This window comes from Sphingobacterium siyangense (genome assembly GCF_007830445.1).
GTDB classification, from domain to species: domain Bacteria; phylum Bacteroidota; class Bacteroidia; order Sphingobacteriales; family Sphingobacteriaceae; genus Sphingobacterium; species Sphingobacterium siyangense.
The window spans coordinates 82,084-102,189 of the sequence record NZ_VLKR01000020.1 but is presented as its reverse complement, the minus strand read 5'-3'; the positions used below and the strand labels follow the sequence as shown (position 1 = coordinate 102,189).

General features: G+C 40.3%; 17 protein-coding genes. 10 read left to right on the top strand and 7 right to left on the bottom strand.

The genetic code is table 11. The annotated features are described in order from the left end of the window. Nucleotides 1-24 precede the first annotated feature (24 nt). The 9 genes from IQ31_RS17555 (at nt 25) to IQ31_RS17515 (ending at nt 7,766) form a co-directional block, all read left to right on the top strand. The gene (locus tag IQ31_RS17555; RefSeq protein ID WP_075990983.1) at nt 25-405 is read left to right on the top strand and encodes an STAS domain-containing protein; all 381 of its coding nucleotides are present in this window, start codon (nt 25-27) and stop codon (nt 403-405) included. A gap of 1 nt (nt 406) precedes the next feature. Beyond that, nucleotides 407-1,318, top strand: a complete 912-nt coding sequence (locus IQ31_RS17550; protein WP_088160171.1) for a ribonuclease Z — start codon at nt 407-409, stop codon at nt 1,316-1,318. Nucleotides 1,319-1,545: 227 nt separating this feature from the next. Continuing rightward, nucleotides 1,546-2,604, top strand: a complete 1,059-nt coding sequence (gene hisC, locus IQ31_RS17545) for a histidinol-phosphate transaminase (protein ID WP_075990985.1) — start codon at nt 1,546-1,548, stop codon at nt 2,602-2,604. 4 nt (nt 2,605-2,608) lie between these two features. Next, on the top strand, nt 2,609-3,748 hold the full coding sequence (gene hisB, locus IQ31_RS17540; RefSeq protein ID WP_075990986.1) for a bifunctional histidinol-phosphatase/imidazoleglycerol-phosphate dehydratase HisB: 1,140 nt from the start codon (nt 2,609-2,611) through the stop codon (nt 3,746-3,748). Nucleotide 3,749: 1 nt separating this feature from the next. After that, the gene (hisH, locus tag IQ31_RS17535) at nt 3,750-4,349 is read left to right on the top strand and encodes an imidazole glycerol phosphate synthase subunit HisH (protein WP_088160172.1); all 600 of its coding nucleotides are present in this window, start codon (nt 3,750-3,752) and stop codon (nt 4,347-4,349) included. 12 nt (nt 4,350-4,361) lie between these two features. After that, the gene (locus IQ31_RS17530; protein ID WP_075990987.1) at nt 4,362-5,114 is read left to right on the top strand and encodes a 1-(5-phosphoribosyl)-5-[(5-phosphoribosylamino)methylideneamino]imidazole-4-carboxamide isomerase; all 753 of its coding nucleotides are present in this window, start codon (nt 4,362-4,364) and stop codon (nt 5,112-5,114) included. Nucleotide 5,115: 1 nt separating this feature from the next. Beyond that, nucleotides 5,116-5,868 (top strand): imidazole glycerol phosphate synthase subunit HisF, encoded by a 753-nt coding sequence (gene hisF, locus IQ31_RS17525; RefSeq protein WP_088160173.1) that lies wholly within the window; start codon nt 5,116-5,118, stop codon nt 5,866-5,868. Between the two features lie 114 nt (nt 5,869-5,982). Then, on the top strand, nt 5,983-6,567 hold the full coding sequence (gene hisIE / locus IQ31_RS17520) for a bifunctional phosphoribosyl-AMP cyclohydrolase/phosphoribosyl-ATP diphosphatase HisIE (protein ID WP_088160174.1): 585 nt from the start codon (nt 5,983-5,985) through the stop codon (nt 6,565-6,567). A 293-nt stretch (nt 6,568-6,860) separates the two neighbouring features. Beyond that, nucleotides 6,861-7,766: a WD40 repeat domain-containing protein gene (locus IQ31_RS17515; RefSeq protein WP_244294523.1), complete on the top strand. Its 906-nt coding sequence runs from the start codon at nt 6,861-6,863 to the stop codon at nt 7,764-7,766. Between the two features lie 24 nt (nt 7,767-7,790). Here the strand turns inward: IQ31_RS17515 and IQ31_RS17510 are convergent, their stop codons facing one another. The 5 genes from IQ31_RS17510 to dacB all read right to left on the bottom strand — a co-directional run bounded on the left by IQ31_RS17510 (nt 7,791) and on the right by dacB (nt 15,450). Next, complete coding sequence (locus IQ31_RS17510; RefSeq protein WP_046672350.1) at nt 7,791-8,267, bottom strand: GAF domain-containing protein; 477 nt, start codon at nt 8,265-8,267, stop codon at nt 7,791-7,793. A 179-nt stretch (nt 8,268-8,446) separates the two neighbouring features. Next, entirely contained in the window at nt 8,447-10,303 is a 1,857-nt protein-coding gene (locus tag IQ31_RS17505; RefSeq protein ID WP_145328919.1) for a beta-N-acetylhexosaminidase, read from the bottom strand. Nucleotides 10,304-11,035: 732 nt separating this feature from the next. Then, nucleotides 11,036-11,617: a Holliday junction branch migration protein RuvA gene (ruvA, locus tag IQ31_RS17500; protein ID WP_145328917.1), complete on the bottom strand. Its 582-nt coding sequence runs from the start codon at nt 11,615-11,617 to the stop codon at nt 11,036-11,038. A 32-nt stretch (nt 11,618-11,649) separates the two neighbouring features. Beyond that, nucleotides 11,650-13,932: an NADP-dependent malic enzyme gene (locus IQ31_RS17495; protein ID WP_145328916.1), complete on the bottom strand. Its 2,283-nt coding sequence runs from the start codon at nt 13,930-13,932 to the stop codon at nt 11,650-11,652. A gap of 93 nt (nt 13,933-14,025) precedes the next feature. Next, the gene (dacB, locus tag IQ31_RS17490) at nt 14,026-15,450 is read right to left on the bottom strand and encodes a D-alanyl-D-alanine carboxypeptidase/D-alanyl-D-alanine endopeptidase (protein ID WP_120333575.1); all 1,425 of its coding nucleotides are present in this window, start codon (nt 15,448-15,450) and stop codon (nt 14,026-14,028) included. Nucleotides 15,451-15,688: 238 nt separating this feature from the next. On the opposite strand from dacB, the gene IQ31_RS17485 reads away from it, so the two are divergent. Then, nucleotides 15,689-17,464: an aminopeptidase P family protein gene (locus IQ31_RS17485; protein ID WP_145328914.1), complete on the top strand. Its 1,776-nt coding sequence runs from the start codon at nt 15,689-15,691 to the stop codon at nt 17,462-17,464. Between the two features lie 106 nt (nt 17,465-17,570). Here IQ31_RS17485 and IQ31_RS17480 read toward each other — a convergent pair whose 3' ends face one another. Both IQ31_RS17480 and IQ31_RS17475 read right to left on the bottom strand, forming a co-directional pair. After that, nucleotides 17,571-17,978 carry a response regulator gene (locus tag IQ31_RS17480; protein WP_145328912.1) on the bottom strand — a complete coding sequence of 136 codons (408 nt, stop codon included), beginning with the start codon at nt 17,976-17,978 and terminating at the stop codon, nt 17,571-17,573. Between the two features lie 155 nt (nt 17,979-18,133). Beyond that, the gene (locus IQ31_RS17475) at nt 18,134-20,029 is read right to left on the bottom strand and encodes a sensor histidine kinase (RefSeq protein WP_145328910.1); all 1,896 of its coding nucleotides are present in this window, start codon (nt 20,027-20,029) and stop codon (nt 18,134-18,136) included. Nucleotides 20,030-20,106: the final 77 nt, after the last annotated feature.

Below are 20,106 nucleotides of genomic sequence, written 5' to 3'. Positions count from 1 at the left end.
TCCTCAAACAAAGGAGATAGACTAATGAAGTATACCATTGATAAGCACGATCGCTATATTGTCATAGAACCTCATGTCGATGTGATTGACGCGGATAACGCCGCTAAACTCAAAGGGGAGTTTTTGTTGCGGAATACGATTGGACAACGGAATATTGTTTTGGATATGATCCACGTTAAGCAAACGGACGAGGTAGGTATCCGTTTAGGCGTGCTTGCCCATCGTTTATGTCAGTCTGTTGGTGGCATATTTATTTTGGTTAATCTTTGTCCAACGTTAATGGATATGGTTCGTGTATCGCATTTGGATAAATCGCTGAAAATAGCACCATCATTAAAGGTTGCGGAGGATTTAATCTTTGCGCACGAATTGGAATCTGAGTATCGGGGGACTATTGAGGATTAATATGAAGTTTGAAGTTCTGATATTGGGAAATAGCTCGGCAACGCCGATGTTTGATCGTCATCCGACTAGCCAAGTGTTGAACTTTAATGAGCAATTGTTTTTGATCGACTGTGGAGAAGGCACACAAATGCAACTTAGCCGATACGGCATCAAAAGCAATCGCATAGGACATATATTTATTAGCCATTTGCATGGGGATCATTATTTGGGCTTGGTGGGGCTGCTTTCATCGATGCACCTTGTCGGCCGAAAAAGTGATCTCCATTTGTATGGCCCACCTGCGTTAAAGGAAATTTTAGACGTGCAGTTTTTGCATTCCGAGACTATTTTACGCTATAATCTTGTTTTTCATCCGATTTCACCCGAACAGCCTGGCGTTATTTTTGAAAACAGAACATTAAAAGTAAGTGCTTTTCCATTAAAGCACCGTATCGCCTGCACCGGCTTTCGTTTTGATGAGGGACCCCGCGCGCGAACATTGCTGGGCGATGTCGTGCAGGAATTAAATATACCGACCGCCTATTTTCCGATGATCAAAAAAGGATTTGATTATGTCGATGAAAGCGGTACAGTATATCGTGCAGACGACCTGAGCCTTCCTGCCCCCTTATCGCGCAGTTATGTGTATTGTTCGGATACCGTACGGACGCCAGAATATCTGCCTTATGTGCAAAAGGCTAATCTGATGTATCATGAGTCTACATTCTTGCACGATATGGTTGATCGCGCAAAAGAGACGTTTCACACAACAGCGCTGGAAGCTGGAGAAATCGCCCAGGAAACTCACGCAAAGAAGTTGCTATTAGGTCATTATTCAGCTCGGTACAGAGATTTAAATCCCCTATTGGAAGAAGCGAGAACTGTATTCCCAGACACGGAACTCTCTGTGGAAGGTAGGTGGTTTTCCGTTTAGTTTTTTTGATTTTTCTCTGTATATCCCAGCGATGAGCGGGTAAAGACCAATGAAATAGTGATAAAGGGGAAGTAATCAGGACCACAAAACGAATAGATACCAAAAACTACCAGGTAGAACAAGCTGATAAATGCAACTGAAGATCCAATAGTCGCCTATGAATAATTGCTTATTATATTGCATATGATGAACAATTTATCTAAGTTTACGGCTCTAATTTTTTTATAATGGATAATCCATTCAACTTAAACAACCTACTACGGGAAAATATTAAGAAGCTCGTACCTTATTCATCCGCAAGAGATGAATTTAAAGGGGAGGCATCCATATTGATTGATGCCAATGAAAATCCTTTTGGATCCCCCTTAAACCATGATTACAACCGATATCCAGACCCTCTCCAACATCAAGTTAAAGCAAAACTTTCTAAAATAAAAGGTGTACCATCAGAGCATATCTTTTTGGGAAATGGAAGTGATGAAGCTATTGATATCTTATACCGTGCATTTTGTACCCCTGGTGTTGACAATGTCATATTAGTTCCGCCAACCTACGGGATGTATGAAGTTTCTGCGAACATCAATGATGTTGCTTTCAAAAAAGTAAACCTTACTGCTGATTACCAGCTGGATTTGGATGGTATTGCCAATGCAATAGACGCACATACTAAACTGATTTTTATCTGTTCTCCAAATAATCCAACAGGAAACTCAATCCGTCGCCAGGATATTGAAACGATCTTGAATAATTTTCAGGGGCTTGTTGTTGTCGATGAGGCTTATATTAATTTTTCTGCTGTCAAGTCATTTACGCAAGAACTGGCTGAATACCCCAATCTAGTGGTATTGCAGACTTTGTCTAAAGCTTGGGGGCTTGCGGCGCTACGCCTGGGCATGGCTTTTGCCAGTAAAGAGATTATAGCTGTTTACAATAAAATAAAACCACCATACAACATTAACCAGGCTACACAAGATATTGTATTGGAAGCCTTAGATCAGGTTGATCAAGTCAATGACTGGATCAAGGAGACGGTGGCGGAGCGCGAGAAACTCGTGCGTGAATTGCTTGAACTGGACTATGTGCAGCATATTACACCTTCTGATGCCAACTTTATTTTGGTCAAGATGGAGCAGCCACGTGAAGTTTACGATTATCTAGTTCAATATGGAATTATCGTTAGAGATAGATCCAAAGTCGAATTATGTGAAGGCTGCCTACGGATCACTGTTGGAACGCCTGCCGAAAATCAAATATTGTTAGAAAAACTTAATCAAATCAATAAATAATACTATGCCTGATAACTTAAAACGTGTACTGTTTATAGACCGCGATGGAACATTAATTTTGGAACCTGAAGACGAACAAATCGATTCTTTTGCCAAATTAAAATTCTATCCTGGTGCTTTGCAGTATCTTCCACGTATCGCAAAGGAGCTGGATTTCGAATTGATCTTGGTTTCCAACCAAGATGGTTTAGGAACGTCTTCCCATCCGGAGGAGAATTTCTGGCCAGTCCATCATTTTGTGATTGATACGTTTGCAGGAGAAGGAGTAGTGTTTGCCGAGGAACATATTGATAAAACCTTTCCACACGAGAATGCGGAAACCCGAAAACCGGGAGTTGGTATGCTTGGAGCTTATTTTGATACGTCGAAATACGATTTGAGCCAATCCTTCGTCATCGGCGATCGTGTGAATGATGTTAAATTAGCACAAAACCTCGGTGCAAAGGCAATTTGGCTGCGTGCTAACGATCAATTAGGTGCTTTGGAAAACCTTGCGATAGATTCAACTGTTATAGCTTTAGAGACAACAGATTGGAAGACGGTGTATGAATTCCTTAAATTGGGTACGCGCACTGCCGAACATCATCGTAAAACCAATGAAACGGATATTTTTATTCAGTTGAATTTGGACGGTTCGGGTAAGTCTGATATCGAAACGGGGTTACCGTTTTTCGACCATATGTTGGATCAATTGGCTAGACATGGAGCACTTGATTTGACCATTAAGGCGAAAGGTGATCTTCATATCGACGAACATCATACCATCGAAGATACGGGTATCGCACTGGGTGAGGTCTTTTTGAAGGCTTTAGGGGACAAACGTGGAATTGAGCGCTATTCCTATACGTTGCCAATGGATGATTGTTTGGCTCAGGTTGCATTGGATTTTGGTGGTCGCAACTGGATTGTGTGGGATGCGGAATTTAAACGGGAGAAGATCGGCGATATGCCTACGGAAATGTTTTTCCACTTCTTTAAGTCGTTTTCAGATGCTTCACGATCGAATTTAAACATTAAAGCTGAAGGTGACAATGAGCACCATAAGATCGAAGCGATCTTCAAAGCTTTTGCTAAATCTATCAAGAAAGCGGTAAGACGCGATGCCGACCATATGCAATTGCCAAGTACAAAAGGAGTATTGTAAGATGATAGGAATTATTAATTACGGTGCGGGGAATATTTTCTCTTTGACAGCGGCACTGGATCGTGTTGGGCTTACCTATGGTATGGTCAATACCGCAGATGAGATCGATCAATACGATCGTATCATCATTCCTGGAGTGGGGCATGCTGGCGCAGCAATGGACAAACTACAGGAATCAGGATTGGTGCCTTATATCAAAAAGCTAAAAAAGCCTGTATTGGGGATTTGTGTTGGTATGCAATTACTGACGGCTTTTTCAGAAGAAGGAAATGCCGAAATGTTAAAGCTTTTTCCTTTGAAGACGTTACATTTTGATGCCGAAAAGTCGGGTAAAGTACCACATATGGGCTGGAATAGTGTTTCCGTGCCAGCAAATAGTCCTTTATTTGCACATATTGAAGATCAAACTTATTTTTATTTTGTCCACTCGTACTTTATCGAATTCGATGCGACATATACTGCGGCAAAATGTGTCTATGGACATCCTTTTTCGGCTGCAATTTCTAAAGACAATTTCTTTGGCGTACAATTTCATCCAGAGAAATCTGGAAAAGCAGGAGAGCAGCTGTTGCTCAATTTTTCAACTATTCAAATTGATTAAAAATATTCGACTATGTATATCATTCCAGCAATAGACGTTTTGGACAAAAAAGTTGTCCGTTTGAGAGAGGGTAACTACAATGACGTTACAACGTATGCGATTAGTTTAGAAGAGCAAATCGAAACCTACCGCGCAAATGGTACGGAACTCGTCCATATCATTGATTTAAATGGTGCAAAAGGAGACTTCAGCAATCAGGCCTATTTATTTGATATCATCCAGAAGACGGATATGAAGATTCAATATGGCGGTGGTGTTAGAAGCATAGAGAAGGTTAAAGAATTGGTAGATGCGGGTGTTTATCGCGTTATTGTCGGAACACAGGCAATTACAAATCCTTCATTCTTGGAGGAACTGGCGACATTGAATGAAGGTAAAGTAAAATATGCAGACCACATTGTTATAGCGATCGACGTATTGGATGAAGTCATCAAATACTCCGGCTGGTTGGAAAGCTCTCCAATCAAATTGATCGAATATATTGATAAATGCTTGGTTTTAGGGTTCTTTAGATTCTTATGTACCGATATTAGTAAAGATGGTAAATTGGGCGGTGCAGGTGTTGAATTGTACCAAAAGTTGTTGAACCATTCTCCGATTATCAAGTTAATTGCTTCTGGCGGGATCAGTTCAATGGACGATATTCAGAAACTTCAGGAACTGGGCAGTGTAGAATCTGTTGTCGTTGGTAAAGCAATCTATGAAAATAGAATCTCGATCGATGAAATCAAAGATTGGAATTTAAAATCGTTAATCAGATTTTAAAATGCTGGCAAAACGTATAATTCCCTGTTTGGATGTTAAGGATGGGCGGACTGTAAAAGGAGTCAATTTTGTGGATCTGCGCGATGCGGGTGATCCCGTTGAATTGGCCTATGAATATTCTCAACAAGGGGCTGATGAACTCGTTTTCCTGGATATTACAGCGACACATGAGGAGCGTAAAACGACAATTGATTTAGTCAAAGCAGTCGCACGTCAAGTGAATATTCCTTTTACAATTGGCGGTGGTATCAATGAAATCAAAGATGCTGACATCCTGTTGAATGCAGGTGCAGATAAAATTTCCATCAATTCCGCGGCGGTACGTAACCCCGATCTTATCAATCAGATGGCTGCAGCTTTTGGTGCACAATTTGTTGTTGTTGCTGTCGATACCCGGTCCATCGACGGTCAGCATTTTGTCCATCTGAGTGGTGGACGCATTAGGACGGAATTGAACACAGCGGATTGGATACTTGAAGCGCAGGAACGTGGAGCGGGAGAGATCCTGCTGACGTCAATGGATCATGACGGAACAAAAAATGGCTTTGATAATGGTTTTTTAAAAACAATAAATGACCGCATTCATATTCCACTGATTGCCTCTGGCGGAGCTGGTAATCAACAGCATTTTGTGGATGTTTTTCAGCAAGCTAACGTAGATGCTGCTCTGGCGGCATCGGTCTTCCATTATGGTGAAATATTGATTCCGGATCTTAAAGCTACCTTGCGTCAAAATGGAATTGTCGTAAGATAGAAAACAAGATTGATCAAGGAGAAGTAAGTCATAAACTTGCTGGATGAAATCCTGAGAAGTTAAAAGAGAGCTCACGGTTCTTCGAAAATAATTTAAAATTGAAATACTAAAATCATGTTAGATTTTGCAAAAAGTGACGGCCTCGTTCCAGTGATTGTGCAGGACTTCCAAACGTTGGAAGTATTGATGTTAGGCTATATGAACGAGAAAGCTTGGGAGAAGACACAAGCAGAGAAACGTGTTACGTTTTTCTCCCGAAGCAAAAATCGCCTTTGGACAAAAGGAGAGGAGAGTGGAAACTTTTTGAATGTAAAAAGCATCCATGTTGATTGTGATAAGGATACTGTTTTGATCAAAGCAGAACCAATGGGGCCTACCTGTCATACAGGGAGCAGAAGCTGTTTCAGTACAGACTTTAACCAAAACTTTCTGTTGGAGTTAGAGCGTATTGTCAACCATCGCTATGAACATCCTTCTGATGAATCTTATGTCAACCGCCTGCGTTCTCGCGGTATCAATAAGATTGCGCAAAAGGTTGGCGAGGAAGCTGTAGAAACAGTAATTGCAGCATTGACAGAAACAGATGCTGATTTTATCAATGAAACTTCAGACTTATTGTTTCATTTGATCGTATTGTTGCGTGAGAAAGGATTTTCTTTGGAAACAATTGCGAAAAACCTCGAGAGCAGACATCAATAGGTATTTGAAGGGACATCTTACTTCGTGCTCCTAGCTCACTTAAAATCGGAAGATGGCAACACCGTTGAACAAAATCCGAAACGGGGAGAAGGCTTTAAGCTAAGATGACAAAATAATCTAAGAAGTGCAGTATATTTGTGGATATACTGCACTTCTTGTTTCTGTCGGCTAACAATACGTATTGCTGTATTGATTTTTACTGGACTCACAGTTCGATCAGTGGAGTCCTACAGCATAAAAACTGGGCGTAAAATATGCGATCCGGCTGGAGAAGGAGTTTTAGCGAAATTACTATGGATATTACATTAAAATCGACATTACCAGGACATCAAAACCCTATTTTTTGTGTAGAGAAGGGTTATTATACGCACACATTTTTTACAGCTGGTAACGATAAGGGCGTTGTCGAATGGGATATTGAGCAGAATGCATTTAAGCGTATTCTCTGCGCAGTAAGTTCATCGGTATACGCTTTACGGTTGATAACGGGTACGCCGATTCTGGCCATAGCCTTGCGCGAGGGCAAGCTACTTTTTGTACATGTAGAAGAGCAAAAGCTTGTAGCAAGCATACAACTGAGCACCAAAGCTATTTTTGCATTGGCTTATATGTCCTGGAAAAATGAGCTTTTGGCGGTAGGTGAAGAGGGGACATTGTATGTCATTGACTTGGCAACTTATAAAAGTATTTACGAGAAGCGTATATCCCCAACAACAATTCGGGCAATTGCAATTGATGAAGGACTTGGACGAATAGCATTGGGCGATAAAGATGGACAGGTTTATATGTTGGACAGTACTGACTTTCATGTTATTACTGATTCAAAATTGCATAGTATGCCCACTACGTCGCTGGCATTTATCCATAATAAATTGCTAAGTGGTGGAAGGGATGCGCAATTGGTGATTTCAGATCCAAATCAATTGACAACTAATTTTTCCTTTGTACCTCATCTTTTTACCGTATACGGAATATATCCCCATCCTGAAGCGCCAATTTTTGCAACTGTCAGTCGCGATAAATCGTTGAAGTTTTGGTCCACAGCCGATTTTGCACTATTGAAAAATATGAGCCGCGAGAAGATGCAAGATGGCCATCATTTATCTGTAAATGCAGGATCATGGTCCGAAAATGGACAATATTTCTTTAGTGTCGGTGACGACAAATTAGTGAAAGTCTGGGAATTTGAAAATAAATAAATGATCAAAAATAGCGCAGCTTATCTATTCGCTGTCTAAAAGCTGTAATACCTGCGTAAGGTATTTCTCATCGACTTCATCAAAACTATTTAATTCACTGCTGTCAACGTCCAGCACACCGATAATCTGTCCCTGTTTAAAAACGGGTAGCACTATTTCGGACCGCGAGAGCGAACTACAGGCAATGTGTCCCGGAAATTGCTCTACATCAGGAACAATCAATGTTTTTTCCTGTGCCCAAGCACCCCCGCATACGCCACGGCCTTTCTTGATACGCGTGCATGCAACGGGGCCCTGAAAAGGGCCTAATACGAGCTCGTCTCCATCAACAAGATAGAAACCAACCCAGAAAAAATTGAATTGTTCTTTCAGTGCAGCAGCGATGTTAGCCAAATTGGCTATTTGATTAGGCTCGCCTTGCAATAGTCCTCCAATCTGAGGAAGTAAATTTTGATATTGTTCTTCTTTGCTACCTTTAGCTATTTGTAAATCCTCTGCCATAAAAATCTATGTAAAAAAATAATCATGCATTTGCTATCAGGATTACAATTGCCAAGCATGTTTTGCCTGTCCGGAAAGCTTCAGGGCATATTGAGTTCCAACCTGCATGAAATGAAAAAGCGCTAATACGCTGTTCAAAGTTAACAGAATATTAGCGCTTTCTTATCAGGCAAATGTTATTATTTCTTGGTGTTGATAATATTCACCCGAATGTAGTTGCTTCTTTTGCCGGAAGGCGTTACAACAACGGCTTTGAAAACACGTTCCTTACTATTAGGAACCGTAATTTTCACTGGACCTGTATATTCTAAATCCAATTCTGAAGGATCGTAGTTGTCCAATGTGTAATAAATTTTGGCTCCTTCAACAGATGGTTTCAAGCCTCTGATCGTATATTCCGAAGCATATACGGTGGTATCTGTTATGCCATATACTTCCGGTACACGATAGAATGTATTGGTTTGGTCAAGTTTAGCCAGCTGATTTGCTGCACGTTGTTCTGAGAAATTTTTCCAGTTCTTTTTCTCTGGCTGTGTCCAGGCAATTTCAGAAAGCGCTAAAACGCGCGGTAACACTGTAAATTCGACTTTATTGGATGATCCAATATACTCTGTCCAAATATTTGCTTGTACACCTAAAACGTGTTTCTTGTTGTTTTCAGCAATTTTGCTAGGCATTGGATCTGACGAATATACTTTGCTCAATGTGGAAAGTCCGCCGATACTTAAAGGTTCTCTGTTTTGATCAGGACCTTGTTTGTGATCAAAATATAGACCATAGCTGTTTGCCGTAATGATCACATCGTGACCTTGATTGGCTGCATCAATTGCGCCTTGATCGCCTCTCCAGCTCATGACAGTCGCATTAGGCGCTAAACCACCCTCTAAGATCTCATCCCATCCAATGATACGTTTACCTTTACTATTGATGTATTTTTCCATACGCTGGATAAAATAGCTCTGTAACTCATGTTCATCTTTGAGGTTGTTGTCTTTGATTCTTTTTTGACAAAATGGACATGTTTTCCATTTTGTTTTTGGACACTCATCACCACCGATGTGGATATATTCGCTAGGGAATAGGGGAATGACTTCATCAATTACATCTTCCAATAATTTGAATGTCTCTTCTTTTCCGGCACAGAAAACATCGTCAAACACTCCCCAAGTCTGAGCAGCTGTGTAAGGTCCTGGCTTTTCACCACAACCCAATTCTGGGTAAGCCGAAAGTGCTGCTAATGCATGTCCTGGCATCTCGATTTCGGGTATAACCGTTACATATTTAGCTTTTGCATAGGCAACCACTTCTTTGATTTGGTCCTGGGTATAGAAACCACCATAAGGTGTATTGTCATAATCGCCATCTGTCTTGTAGTTACCCAGCAGTGTTTGCTTGCGGTAACCGCCAACTTGAGTCAATTTTGGATGTGATTTGATTTCTATACGCCAGCCTTGGTCGTCTGTCAAATGCCAATGAAACGTATTCAATTTGTAAGATGCCAGAATATCAATGTATTTTTTTACAAATTCTACAGGAAAGAAGTGACGGCCAACATCGAGATGTAATCCACGATAGGCAAAACGCGGTTCATCCTGGATTGCAGCTTGTTGAATTTCTATGCTGGCCTTTTTATCTACAGGTAGCAATTGGATCAACGATTGCATACCATAAAATAGACCGGCAGCTTTTCCGCTAATAGTTGCGCGGTCCGAACTTATGTTAAGTTCATATGCTTCCACATTAGTGGATTTTGCGTTTTTGGAGGAGAAATAGATCGTATTGCTGCTCGCTGATTTCACTACTGATAAATTGAGATTGTAGTTGCTTTTTAGGAAATCCTGAAACAGCATTGCAACTTTTTTGTCCTCTTCGCTATCAAAGGCGATTTTGGTGTTAGCGTTGATTTTAAACGTACCATTTTTAATTTGAACCTGTTGCGGTAATGGCACAATGTTCAAGGTAGCATCTTTCTTTTCTTGCGCAAATACTGCTGCTCCTACACTTAGAGCCAGCGCAAGTGAAAATAGTTTCTTCATGCGTGAGATTATAACTGAAATAAGAAGTCCTAAAAATAGGTGAATAAATACGTTTTAGCAAAGAGGAAATGTAACAAATAGGGTATGAAAATACTGCTGAAAGTGTTTTTGGGCACTTAGAAGTAGTTTGGATAATAGCGTCATTGGGGTAGATCAATCGTTTGTTTAGTCTGTTAAAGGGGATATTTTACTTTGGAGAATAGTATCCAAATTTAGGTAAAAAAAATATGCCTTTTAACTGTATTTATCCGTGTTCTACTGAGCAGCTGTTCAGTAGAGCACAACGGAATCTGCTTTTCTGGTAACAGTCCCTCAAGCGCCATTTTGAAGATGGCGATAATTGGTTGATACCAAATTCAAAATAAGGATAATATTTAATCAATTTTTAGACAGTGCTTACTCAGTGCTTATTCAGTCTTCACTGACTGATCACTGAGCAAGCACTGAACGATCACTGAATAAACAGTGTCAAAATACCACATTTGATCCCTATTTGATGTCCGTTTGCTGTATCTAAAAACCAAAGCGAAAAGAAGGAAAGGGCTCGCCTTTGTAAAGAATAAATCGCTGTTGTGATGCTTCCTTTTTAGCCCTCGATTTATTGCAAAACTGAGGTTCGGGAAATAACAAAGGAACCCGAAGGTTCCTTTATATCTTTTACGCTACAGCATTAGCAGTACGTATCCGTTATCTAATGATTAATATCGGATACGTACTGCTAATGTTTATGCATTAAAGTCGTTTCAATGCTAATTTGATCATATCCTCTACGGAAAGATTGCTTTCGGTCTTTAAAATGGTATTTAACACCTTCTCTGCCGCGACTTTGTTGAATCCGAGCATAACCAGCGCTGATAAAGCTTCTTCTGGCACAGATTGGGATTGGATAGGTGATGCCAAGGCTTCGAAGCCCTGTTTTTTTAATTTATCCTGAAGTTCCAGTATAAGACGTTGTGCTGTTTTAGGGCCGATTCCTTTAATCTTTTGAATTAGGGCAACCTGGCCATTGACGATGGCAGACTGGATCTCATCCGGTGTGTTTGACGATAGGATCATGCGGCCTGTATTGGGGCCAATACCAGAAACAGAGATCAAATTTTCGAATAATTTTTTCTCGCCTTCTGTCGCAAAGCCATAAAGCGTGTGTGAATCTTCCCGAACTTGAAGTGATATAAATAGTTTACAATTTTCCTGATCCTTGATTTGGGAGAAGGTATAGAGAGAGATGTGGACATAATAACCAATCCCACTCACATCGATAACAACATGAGTGGGGGCTTTATATGCTAATTTTCCATTGAAATATTCGTACATAGTATACGAATATAGGAAGATTTTAAGCTATTCTATAAATTTTTAAGATGTGCTTGTACATCGACTACGGCAATGGTAACCATATTGACGATTTCGCGTACAGAGCTGTCCAATTGCAATACGTGAATTGGTTTGTTCATACCCAAAAGGATTGGACCTACAGCCTCAGCTTCACCAACTTCTTGCAATAATTTATAAGCGATATTTCCGGACTCCAAATTAGGAAATACGAGTGTATTCGCAGATTTTCCATTTAAGCAGCTGAAGGGGAAATTTGCTGTCAACATTTCGCTGTTTAAGGCGAAGTTTGCTTGTAAATCACCATCAGCAATAATCTCTGGATGTTGATCGTGTAGGATCTGCGCTGCCGCTCTTACTTTTGTTGGCGTTTTTCCTTCGCTTGAACCAAAATTAGAGTAAGATAGTAATGCAATACGTGGCTGAATGTTCATGCGTTTCACAGCTTTATCCAATAACAGGGTAATGTCTGCTAGTTCTTGTGCTGTAGGGTCTTCATTTACGGTTGTATCACCCATGAAGATTGGTCCTTTTTTTGTTAACATCATATACATACCTGCGACACGGCTGCCTGGTTTAGCACCGATTACATGTAATGCCGGACGGATTGTATTTGCATAATTTTTGGTCATACCGGAAATTAGGGTATCAGCTTCGCCAAATTCCACTAAAGAGGCACCAAAATAGTTGCGGTCGTACATCAACTTACGGGCATCGTATTTCGATATACCACGGCGTTGTCTTTTGATGTAAAGATGCTCAATAAATTTCTTTGAACGCTCCGTTTCGTTGTCGACTTCAGCAACTGGGTCGATAATTTCAAGACCATCCAATTCAAAAGCATATTCTTTGATTAAACGTTCGATTTTATCTCTTCTACCTAAAAGAATTGGAATCGCAATGCCCTCTTCTTTAACAATCTGTGCCGCACGCAACGTTTTGTAATTGTCTGCTTCTGCAAAAACAACACGTTTAGGATCTCTTTTTGCAGCCATAGTCAAATTGCGCATAATCGCATCATCTTTACCAAGACGTTTACGTAGGGCATCGCTGTATTGATCCCAATCTTCGATTACGGTCTTTGCCACACCTGATGCGATGGCAGCTTTTGCAACAGCCATGGAAACTTCAGTGATCAAACGCGGATCGGTAGGTTTTGGAATGATATATTCTTCCGAGAATTTTAAATTGCTCGTGTTATAGGCTTGATTTACTTCTTCTGGAACAGGTTGTTTCGCCAAGTCTGCAATGGCACGCACTGCGGCAATTTTCATTTCCTCGTTAATTGCTGTTGCACGTACATCCAAAGCACCACGGAAGATATATGGGAAACCCAATACATTGTTTACTTGGTTAGGATAATCTGAACGACCTGTACCCATGATAATATCGTTACGTGTTGCCATCGCCAAATCGTAAGCAATCTCAGGATTTGGATTTGCCATCGCCAATACAATTGGGTTTGGAGCCATCGTTAACAACATCTCTGCCGACATGACGTCTGCTGCCGATAAACCGATAAATACATCCGAATCTTTTACAGCATCTGCCAGGGTGCGAATATCGCGATCTGTTGCATATTGTGCTTTCATACTGTCTAGATTTTCTCTATCAGTACGGATTACACCTTTGCTATCCAGCATCACAATATTTTCTTTGCTAGCACCTACTGAAATATACATTGCAGTACACGACATTGCAGCTGCTCCAGCGCCATTGACGACGATTTTTACTTTTGAAATATCTTTACCGATAATTTCACAGGCGTTGATCAATGCTGCACCTGAGATGATTGCTGTACCATGTTGGTCATCGTGCATCACCGGGATGTTCATTTCTTCTTTTAGACGGCGTTCGATTTCAAAACATTCCGGTGCTTTGATATCTTCCAGGTTGATCCCTCCAAAAGTAGGCTCCAATGCTTTGACAATGTTGACAAACTCATCGACATTTTTGGTGTCCACTTCGATGTCAAATACATCAATGTCGGCAAAAATTTTGAATAATAAACCCTTACCTTCCATGACTGGTTTACCAGCTTGGGCGCCGATATCGCCTAAGCCCAATACTGCTGTACCATTACTGATAACAGCAACAAGGTTTCCTTTTGCGGTATATTTATAAGCATCTTCTTTGTTCTCAGCAATAGCCAAACATGGCTCCGCTACACCTGGAGAATATGCTAATGATAAGTCTCTTTGCGAATTTGTTGGTTTGGTCGGAACAACAGCTATTTTACCAGGTCTACCCATTGCGTGGTAGTTTAACGCTGCCTGTTTACGATTAGTGTTACTCATTACGATTTTATTAATTTAAGGCTACAAATCTATCATTCTTTTTGATAATTGGAAATATTTGCCAATATCTTATTATAATTAGACAATAATATGTTACTTCAGGACATCCAACAGTTTAAACATTTGCTGACGCATGCTGGAGGCCGACCCAGCATAGTTGTTAACCAGTAACGTGTAGGTAAATGACTGTCCTGTTTTATTGGTATGTACACCTGTATAACCAAGTACGCCGCCGATTGTTCCACTTTTCATCTTCATATTGTTATAGGTGGGAAGACTTTCATAGAAAGCAGGGTACCAACTTTGTTTTTGTGCATACTGCATAATCTTATTCATCGCGGCTGTGGTCACTCGATTTTGAGGTGATAGTCCCGAACCATCCATACTATTGAGTTCACTGGATTTTATGCCTAATTTGGCGTTCCAATATTTTTGGATATAATAGGCGCCATCGTCGGTACCTGTTTTACCCGCTGTTGTATAAGCTATCGCTTTCAATAGGGCTTCTCCATAGAGATTGATGCTCTTTTGGTTAAACCAGTAGACAATTTTATCTAAGGTTGGAGATAGGTGAATATCCAGGGTTTGTTTTTTTGAAACATCGACTGAATCCATCTTCGTTCCGGTAGCAGGCCGTTCGCTGGCAACAATACCGTTGTTGTTTAAGACTTCGTTTAATTGATAAGCGAGATCATAAGCTGGATCGGGAGAGGAGAGCTCAATTGTTTTCTTGAGATCCTGCCCATAGGAACCACGCACAAATATCTTAGTTGAATAGGGGGCAGCATAGGCGTATACATTGTCGCCGCTTCCTGATTTACCAGTGGTTGTTTCATTGATAATTTCCAGGTAGGGAACTTGGGCTGTATAACTAAGGATCTCCGCTTTGGCGCCAATTTTATTACTTGGGGTAAAATTTATGCCAAAAGCGTTCTCACACCAATTGAGCGAAGAAATCCCCGCGCCGTAGTAGTTACCCATGTCAGTCCAGATCCAGCCACCCGGAAGCTGGTTCCCATTATAAAGCCGATCATCGGCAATGATAGCGCCATTAATACTTTTGATACCGGCATTTTGGATCGCTGTAAGCCACTTATTCAGTATCGTTGTTGCCTGAGTCTCCGGATAGCGAGCGCTGCCAAGGGTAGGGTCGCCCGTACCTGTCACAATAATACTTCCGTTTAACACACCGTTCTCGTCGATTTCACCTGTATAATACAGGGTTGTTTTGAACTGAAAATTCTTACCCAGGAAGTCCAATGCCGTGGCCGAAGTGATTACCTTCATGGTGGACGCGGTTGCTAGTCCGATATTTTCATTTGCTGCGAATACAGTCTGACCTGTTTTTCCATCGAAAACTATCAGTGAGCTCAAACCATTCCTGAGGCTTTCCTGATTTTGAAACTGCGTAAAAGCATCCTGAATTTTACTGCGAAGATCCTGCGCAAATAATGGAGTGGTAACGGTCGTTAACGCGTAAGTAGAAAAAGCAATGGTACTTAGCAGAAATTGGTTCATATATACTATTTTTTTTATCGTCCTAGGGTATATCCCAGTTTATCTTCAATGAGTTTGCAAACACGGTTATCTATATTCGTGCAGGCAATCATGGATATTCCATTGGATTTATCATGATGACTTGAACGCAGCCTATTTTAAGGGAAAAGCGTTCGCTGTACTTCGTTTGTTTTATTTGGCTTAAAGTTAGGCATTCGACCCTAAAAAATCCTAACTTGCATAAAATTGTATAGACGACATGAAGCATATCGAAAAATTAGCTGCCATTCGTGAGGCGATGAAGGTTCAGGGAATCGATGGATATATCATTCCATCTTCAGATCCTCATATTAGTGAATATCTACCGGAACGTTATAAATGCATTGCCTGGGCCTCGGGTTTTACCGGGTCAGCAGGTACGTTGGCAATCACACAAGATTTTGCCGGCCTTTGGACCGATTCTCGCTATTTTGTCCAAGCAGCGGAGCAATTGGCAGGAACAGGTTTTGAATTGGTGAAATTGAAAGTGCAGGGAGCTGCAGAATATGCTGATTGGTTGGGCGAGCAGTTGGGTGCTGGTGCTAAGGTTGCTTTTGATGGCAATCTCGCTTCTTTATTGGTGGCCCAATCTGTTCAGAATACTTTGGAGCCTTTGGAGATTAAAGTAGATGGTCATGTTGACCTGTTGTCACCATTATGGGAAGGACGACCAGAGCTTCCTAAGGCACAGGCCTACCTGCTGGACGAAAATATTACGGGACAGTCAACGGTTTCTAAAATTGAAGCTGTCCGCGCGGAGATGAAAAAGAATAGAACGGAGGCTCATCTGATCTCATCTTTGGATGACCTGGCCTGGTTATTAAACATCCGTGGTCAAGATGTACCTTGTAACCCTGTTGTTTTGGGATTTGTATTGATTACAGCAGAAAAAGCAACGCTTTATATTGAACCTTCGAAGTTGACAACTCAGGCAACGGAAGAACTGAAGGGCTATGGAGTGGATATTGCAGCTTATGAGGATCTCTTTAAGATAGTTCCGACATTGGAGGTTGCATCTATTCTTATCGATCCAAAACGTACCTGTTTTGCTGTTTTCGACAGCGTACCTAAACAGGTTAAAATTGTTGAGAAAATAAACCCTTCGACGAGTTTAAAAGCAATTAAGAATAAGGTTGAAGTTGAAAATAACCGCCATACGTTTGTAAAAGACGGTATAGCGTTGACTCGTTTCTTCAAATGGTTGGAAGAGAATGTCTCCTCTGGTGAGCTTTCTGAATTATCTATTGCTGACAAATTACGTGGATTTCGTGAAAGTCAAGATGGCTTTGTTGACGTCTCATTCACGACTATTGCGGGATATTTGGATCACGGTGCCCTGCCGCATTATTCGGCTAATGAAAAATCGAATTATACACTAGAGCCTAAAGGTTTACTATTGGTCGATTCTGGGGGGCAATATACTACAGGGACAACGGATATTACCAGAGTGGTAACGCTTGGAGGTCTTACGCAGGAGGAAAAAGAGGATTATACCCTTGTGCTCAAGGGAACAATAGAAGGCTCTCAGGCTATCTTCCCTACTGGAACGCGCGGCTATCAGATCGATGCAATTACGCGTCGTCCATTGTGGGAAACATTACGCAATTATGGACATGGTACGGGACATGGTGTCGGTTTCTTCTTGAATGTACACGAAGGTCCACAAGTGTTCAATGCAGCAGCAATAGATGTTGCTGTTGAACCAGGTATGATCACTTCAATAGAGCCTGGATTGTATCGCGTCGGCAAACATGGTATTCGCATTGAGAACCTCGTGTTGACCCGTAAAGCAGGATCTTCCGAATTTGGAGACTTCCTGGACTTTGAGACACTAACAATGTGTTATATCGCAACCGATTTAGTCGAAAAATCCTTATTGGATAAGAAACATATTGCCTGGCTAAATAACTATAATCAGTGGGTATTTGATCAATTATCGACTCATCTTACGGTTGAGGAAAAGAATTGGTTGGCAGACAAGTGTCAGGCGATTTAATCGCTCAAAAAGAATAACGACAGTGGCTGTCCGCTGTCCACAACAATAAGTTGTCAAAATAAAAAGCCCTCCAATAATTAAGTAATAAAGTTTGGGGGGCTTTTTTTTAATCGATTTTTTTCAAAATCTCGTAAATAGATTCTTTTCCAAAAGGTTTCAGAATAAAACCGCTTATAAAAGGATAATTAGCCAGTTGCTCCTGATCGCTTTTGCTCGTAGAGGAGCTGACAATAAAAATCTTGGTTCGTTTGATGAAGTCTGTCCTATTTTCAAGTACATCCATTAACTCCCAACCAGTCATAAATGGCATATTGATATCCACAAAGAGTATGGGTGGCATCAGCGACTGGCAGATGTCATTGTTATCCAAAAAATCCAATGCATCCAGTGCATTTTTGAAGGAATGAAAGTCAATCTCATAGTCGGTAAATCCCTGTAGCATATGGCCGAAAATAGTACGTAAAATGGCATTATCATCAATGAGAATGATCGTTCTTTTAGTTTCAGGAGTCATGGTCTTTTTGATTAATAATTGTTTTCATCGTGTCAATAAACCTCATCTTTGTCGTTGATTGACATCGCAGTTTTTCTTTTACTCTTTTACTTGTGAGATCACGCTGTCCAGGATCTTAGCAGTTATTTTCTACGAACAGGATTGAACGCTATTTTTTATAGTTGTATCAGCGGATCTTTATATGCTTTTTCTAAAAATTTGACATAAAAGGTACTACCCGAATCGATTTTACTTTGTACATCGATCTTTCCGCCCAATGATTCGATCTGATATCTTATGAGAAACAATCCGACACCTTTAGTCTCAAATCCACGGTGAAAAACCTTTTTGAACATAAACAGCTCAGATTTGTATTTTGGTAGGTTAATACCCAGCCCGTTGTCTTTAACCGTTAATAAGGTTCCTTCTTGTTCCAGATGCGTATGTATTTCGATCCTAGGGGCTCTATCTTTTGCCGTAAATCGGAGTGCATTACTCAGGAGATTGCTTAAGATACTTTCCAGGTAAATCTTAGGATAATAAATATCTTTTACATTGAATTCGATGGAAATAGTCGCATTTTTTTGCTGTATTTCTTCCAGAAATTGCTGTTGCACTTTTTTGAATACATCGAGAAAATTACATTGCTCGTAAATCAGTGAATTGTTTGATTTGATATCAAGTATACCCCCCAAATCATGTAATGTTTCAGTCAGGTTGTCACTGCTAATATCCAGAAGGTTCATAAAATCTGCTTTTATTTTTTCGTCATCCGTTACCTTGATTTCGTCAATAAGCATCTGTATATTACTGAGTGGGCCCTTTAGATCATGAGCGAGGATGTTAGCAAATTCTTCCAGTTGTCGTATTTTGGTTTCAAGATCTATTTTGACTAGATCCGATTCAATCTTTTGCCTCTTTAGAATTTCTATATTCTTTTTTGATTCGGAAATATCCTGCACCTGGACGATCAGAAATTGTGCGGTATTGGCATTATCAAAAACTGCCGCAACCGTTACAGAACACCATACAAAATGTCCTAATTTATGTAAATAGCGTTTTTGAAGCGTAAATGCTTCAATTTCGCCCCTGACAAGTTTTTCTCTAAGTTCAACATCTTTATCTATATCGTCTGGGTGTGTTCGATCAGTAAACTTGGTTGTCGACATTTCTTCATGAGAATAACCAAGAATTTTGGTTAACATGTTATTGGATTCTATGCAGTAACCTTCGAGGCTTGTCAAAGAGATTCCCAGACCAGATAAATAAAATGCTTGATTAAATTTGTGTTCATTGAATTTACTCTTTTCATTGGACTCGACTTGTTTTGTAATGTCGGAAATAACCAGGGCTACCCGGTTCAGCGCCCTATGTATAGGTTTTATCTGTAAACGGTACCATTTGTCTTTGTGCTCTTTTAAATTGGATTGAAAATCCATCTTAAGTTCGCGGTCCAATTTTAATGAACTTTGTATTAATTGAAGAGCGGGCACTGCAAGATCAGGTGGGAAAAGCTCCGTGAGGCTCTTATTTAGAAATTCTTCTGGCGTATAGAACAATAGATCCGGATTGTTGGTCCAGTAGTTTTTAAATACTCCAGTATCGGTTACTTCGAATACAAGATCATTCAATGAGGCAACAAGCAATTGAAGTTGGTGTTGTTTATCTTCTAGGACACGATTTTTATTGACCAATTTCGATACATCAATAAATGAGATTGAAAGACCTTTTTTATTGTCTTCTATAGTAAGATGAACATTGAATTGATACCATCTAAACTCTTGATCCTTTTTTCTTCCTAGGATAATTTCATTTTGGTTTTGGTTTTTGGAAAGAGCACTAAAAAATGGCGTTTCTGTAGGCGATAGTTCCGAAAGATCATCTGCTGAGTAAAATGTAATTAAATCATGTAGTTTGTTGGTGGTTGCCGTACTTTCGAGGTCTAAAAGCTCTTGTGCGCGTTTGTTAAACAGTAGAATAGTGCCATCATCGGTGGTCGTGATTAATCCCTCCAACCTTGTATTTACAGTTTGGTCAGAAAGCACAGATAAAGAGTCCCGTTGCAGATGCATTATCTAACAATGTTTAGGGTTAATTTTCTCATTTATAAGCATAAGTGGCCTATCAGCCCCTATTTGCAAAATTGGTA

Bases quoted from the DNA above. Each gene is read 5' to 3' on its own strand.
- IQ31_RS17515 (WP_244294523.1), top strand. From the start codon at position 6,861: ATGGATATTACATTAAAATCGACATTACCAGGACATCAAAACCCTATT.
- IQ31_RS17480 (WP_145328912.1), bottom strand. From the start codon at position 17,978: ATGACTCCTGAAACTAAAAGAACGATCATTCTCATTGATGATAATGCC.
- IQ31_RS17505 (WP_145328919.1), bottom strand. From the start codon at position 10,303: ATGAAGAAACTATTTTCACTTGCGCTGGCTCTAAGTGTAGGAGCAGCA.
- IQ31_RS17550 (WP_088160171.1), top strand. From the start codon at position 407: ATGAAGTTTGAAGTTCTGATATTGGGAAATAGCTCGGCAACGCCGATG.
- IQ31_RS17485 (WP_145328914.1), top strand. From the start codon at position 15,689: ATGAAGCATATCGAAAAATTAGCTGCCATTCGTGAGGCGATGAAGGTT.
- IQ31_RS17555 (WP_075990983.1), top strand. From the start codon at position 25: ATGAAGTATACCATTGATAAGCACGATCGCTATATTGTCATAGAACCT.
- hisF (WP_088160173.1), top strand. From the start codon at position 5,116: ATGCTGGCAAAACGTATAATTCCCTGTTTGGATGTTAAGGATGGGCGG.
- IQ31_RS17475 (WP_145328910.1), bottom strand. From the start codon at position 20,029: ATGCATCTGCAACGGGACTCTTTATCTGTGCTTTCTGACCAAACTGTA.
- dacB (WP_120333575.1), bottom strand. From the start codon at position 15,450: ATGAACCAATTTCTGCTAAGTACCATTGCTTTTTCTACTTACGCGTTA.
- hisH (WP_088160172.1), top strand. From the start codon at position 3,750: ATGATAGGAATTATTAATTACGGTGCGGGGAATATTTTCTCTTTGACA.
- ruvA (WP_145328917.1), bottom strand. From the start codon at position 11,617: ATGTACGAATATTTCAATGGAAAATTAGCATATAAAGCCCCCACTCAT.
- hisB (WP_075990986.1), top strand. From the start codon at position 2,609: ATGCCTGATAACTTAAAACGTGTACTGTTTATAGACCGCGATGGAACA.
- IQ31_RS17495 (WP_145328916.1), bottom strand. From the start codon at position 13,932: ATGAGTAACACTAATCGTAAACAGGCAGCGTTAAACTACCACGCAATG.
- hisIE (WP_088160174.1), top strand. From the start codon at position 5,983: ATGTTAGATTTTGCAAAAAGTGACGGCCTCGTTCCAGTGATTGTGCAG.
- IQ31_RS17530 (WP_075990987.1), top strand. From the start codon at position 4,362: ATGTATATCATTCCAGCAATAGACGTTTTGGACAAAAAAGTTGTCCGT.
- IQ31_RS17510 (WP_046672350.1), bottom strand. From the start codon at position 8,267: ATGGCAGAGGATTTACAAATAGCTAAAGGTAGCAAAGAAGAACAATAT.
- hisC (WP_075990985.1), top strand. From the start codon at position 1,546: ATGGATAATCCATTCAACTTAAACAACCTACTACGGGAAAATATTAAG.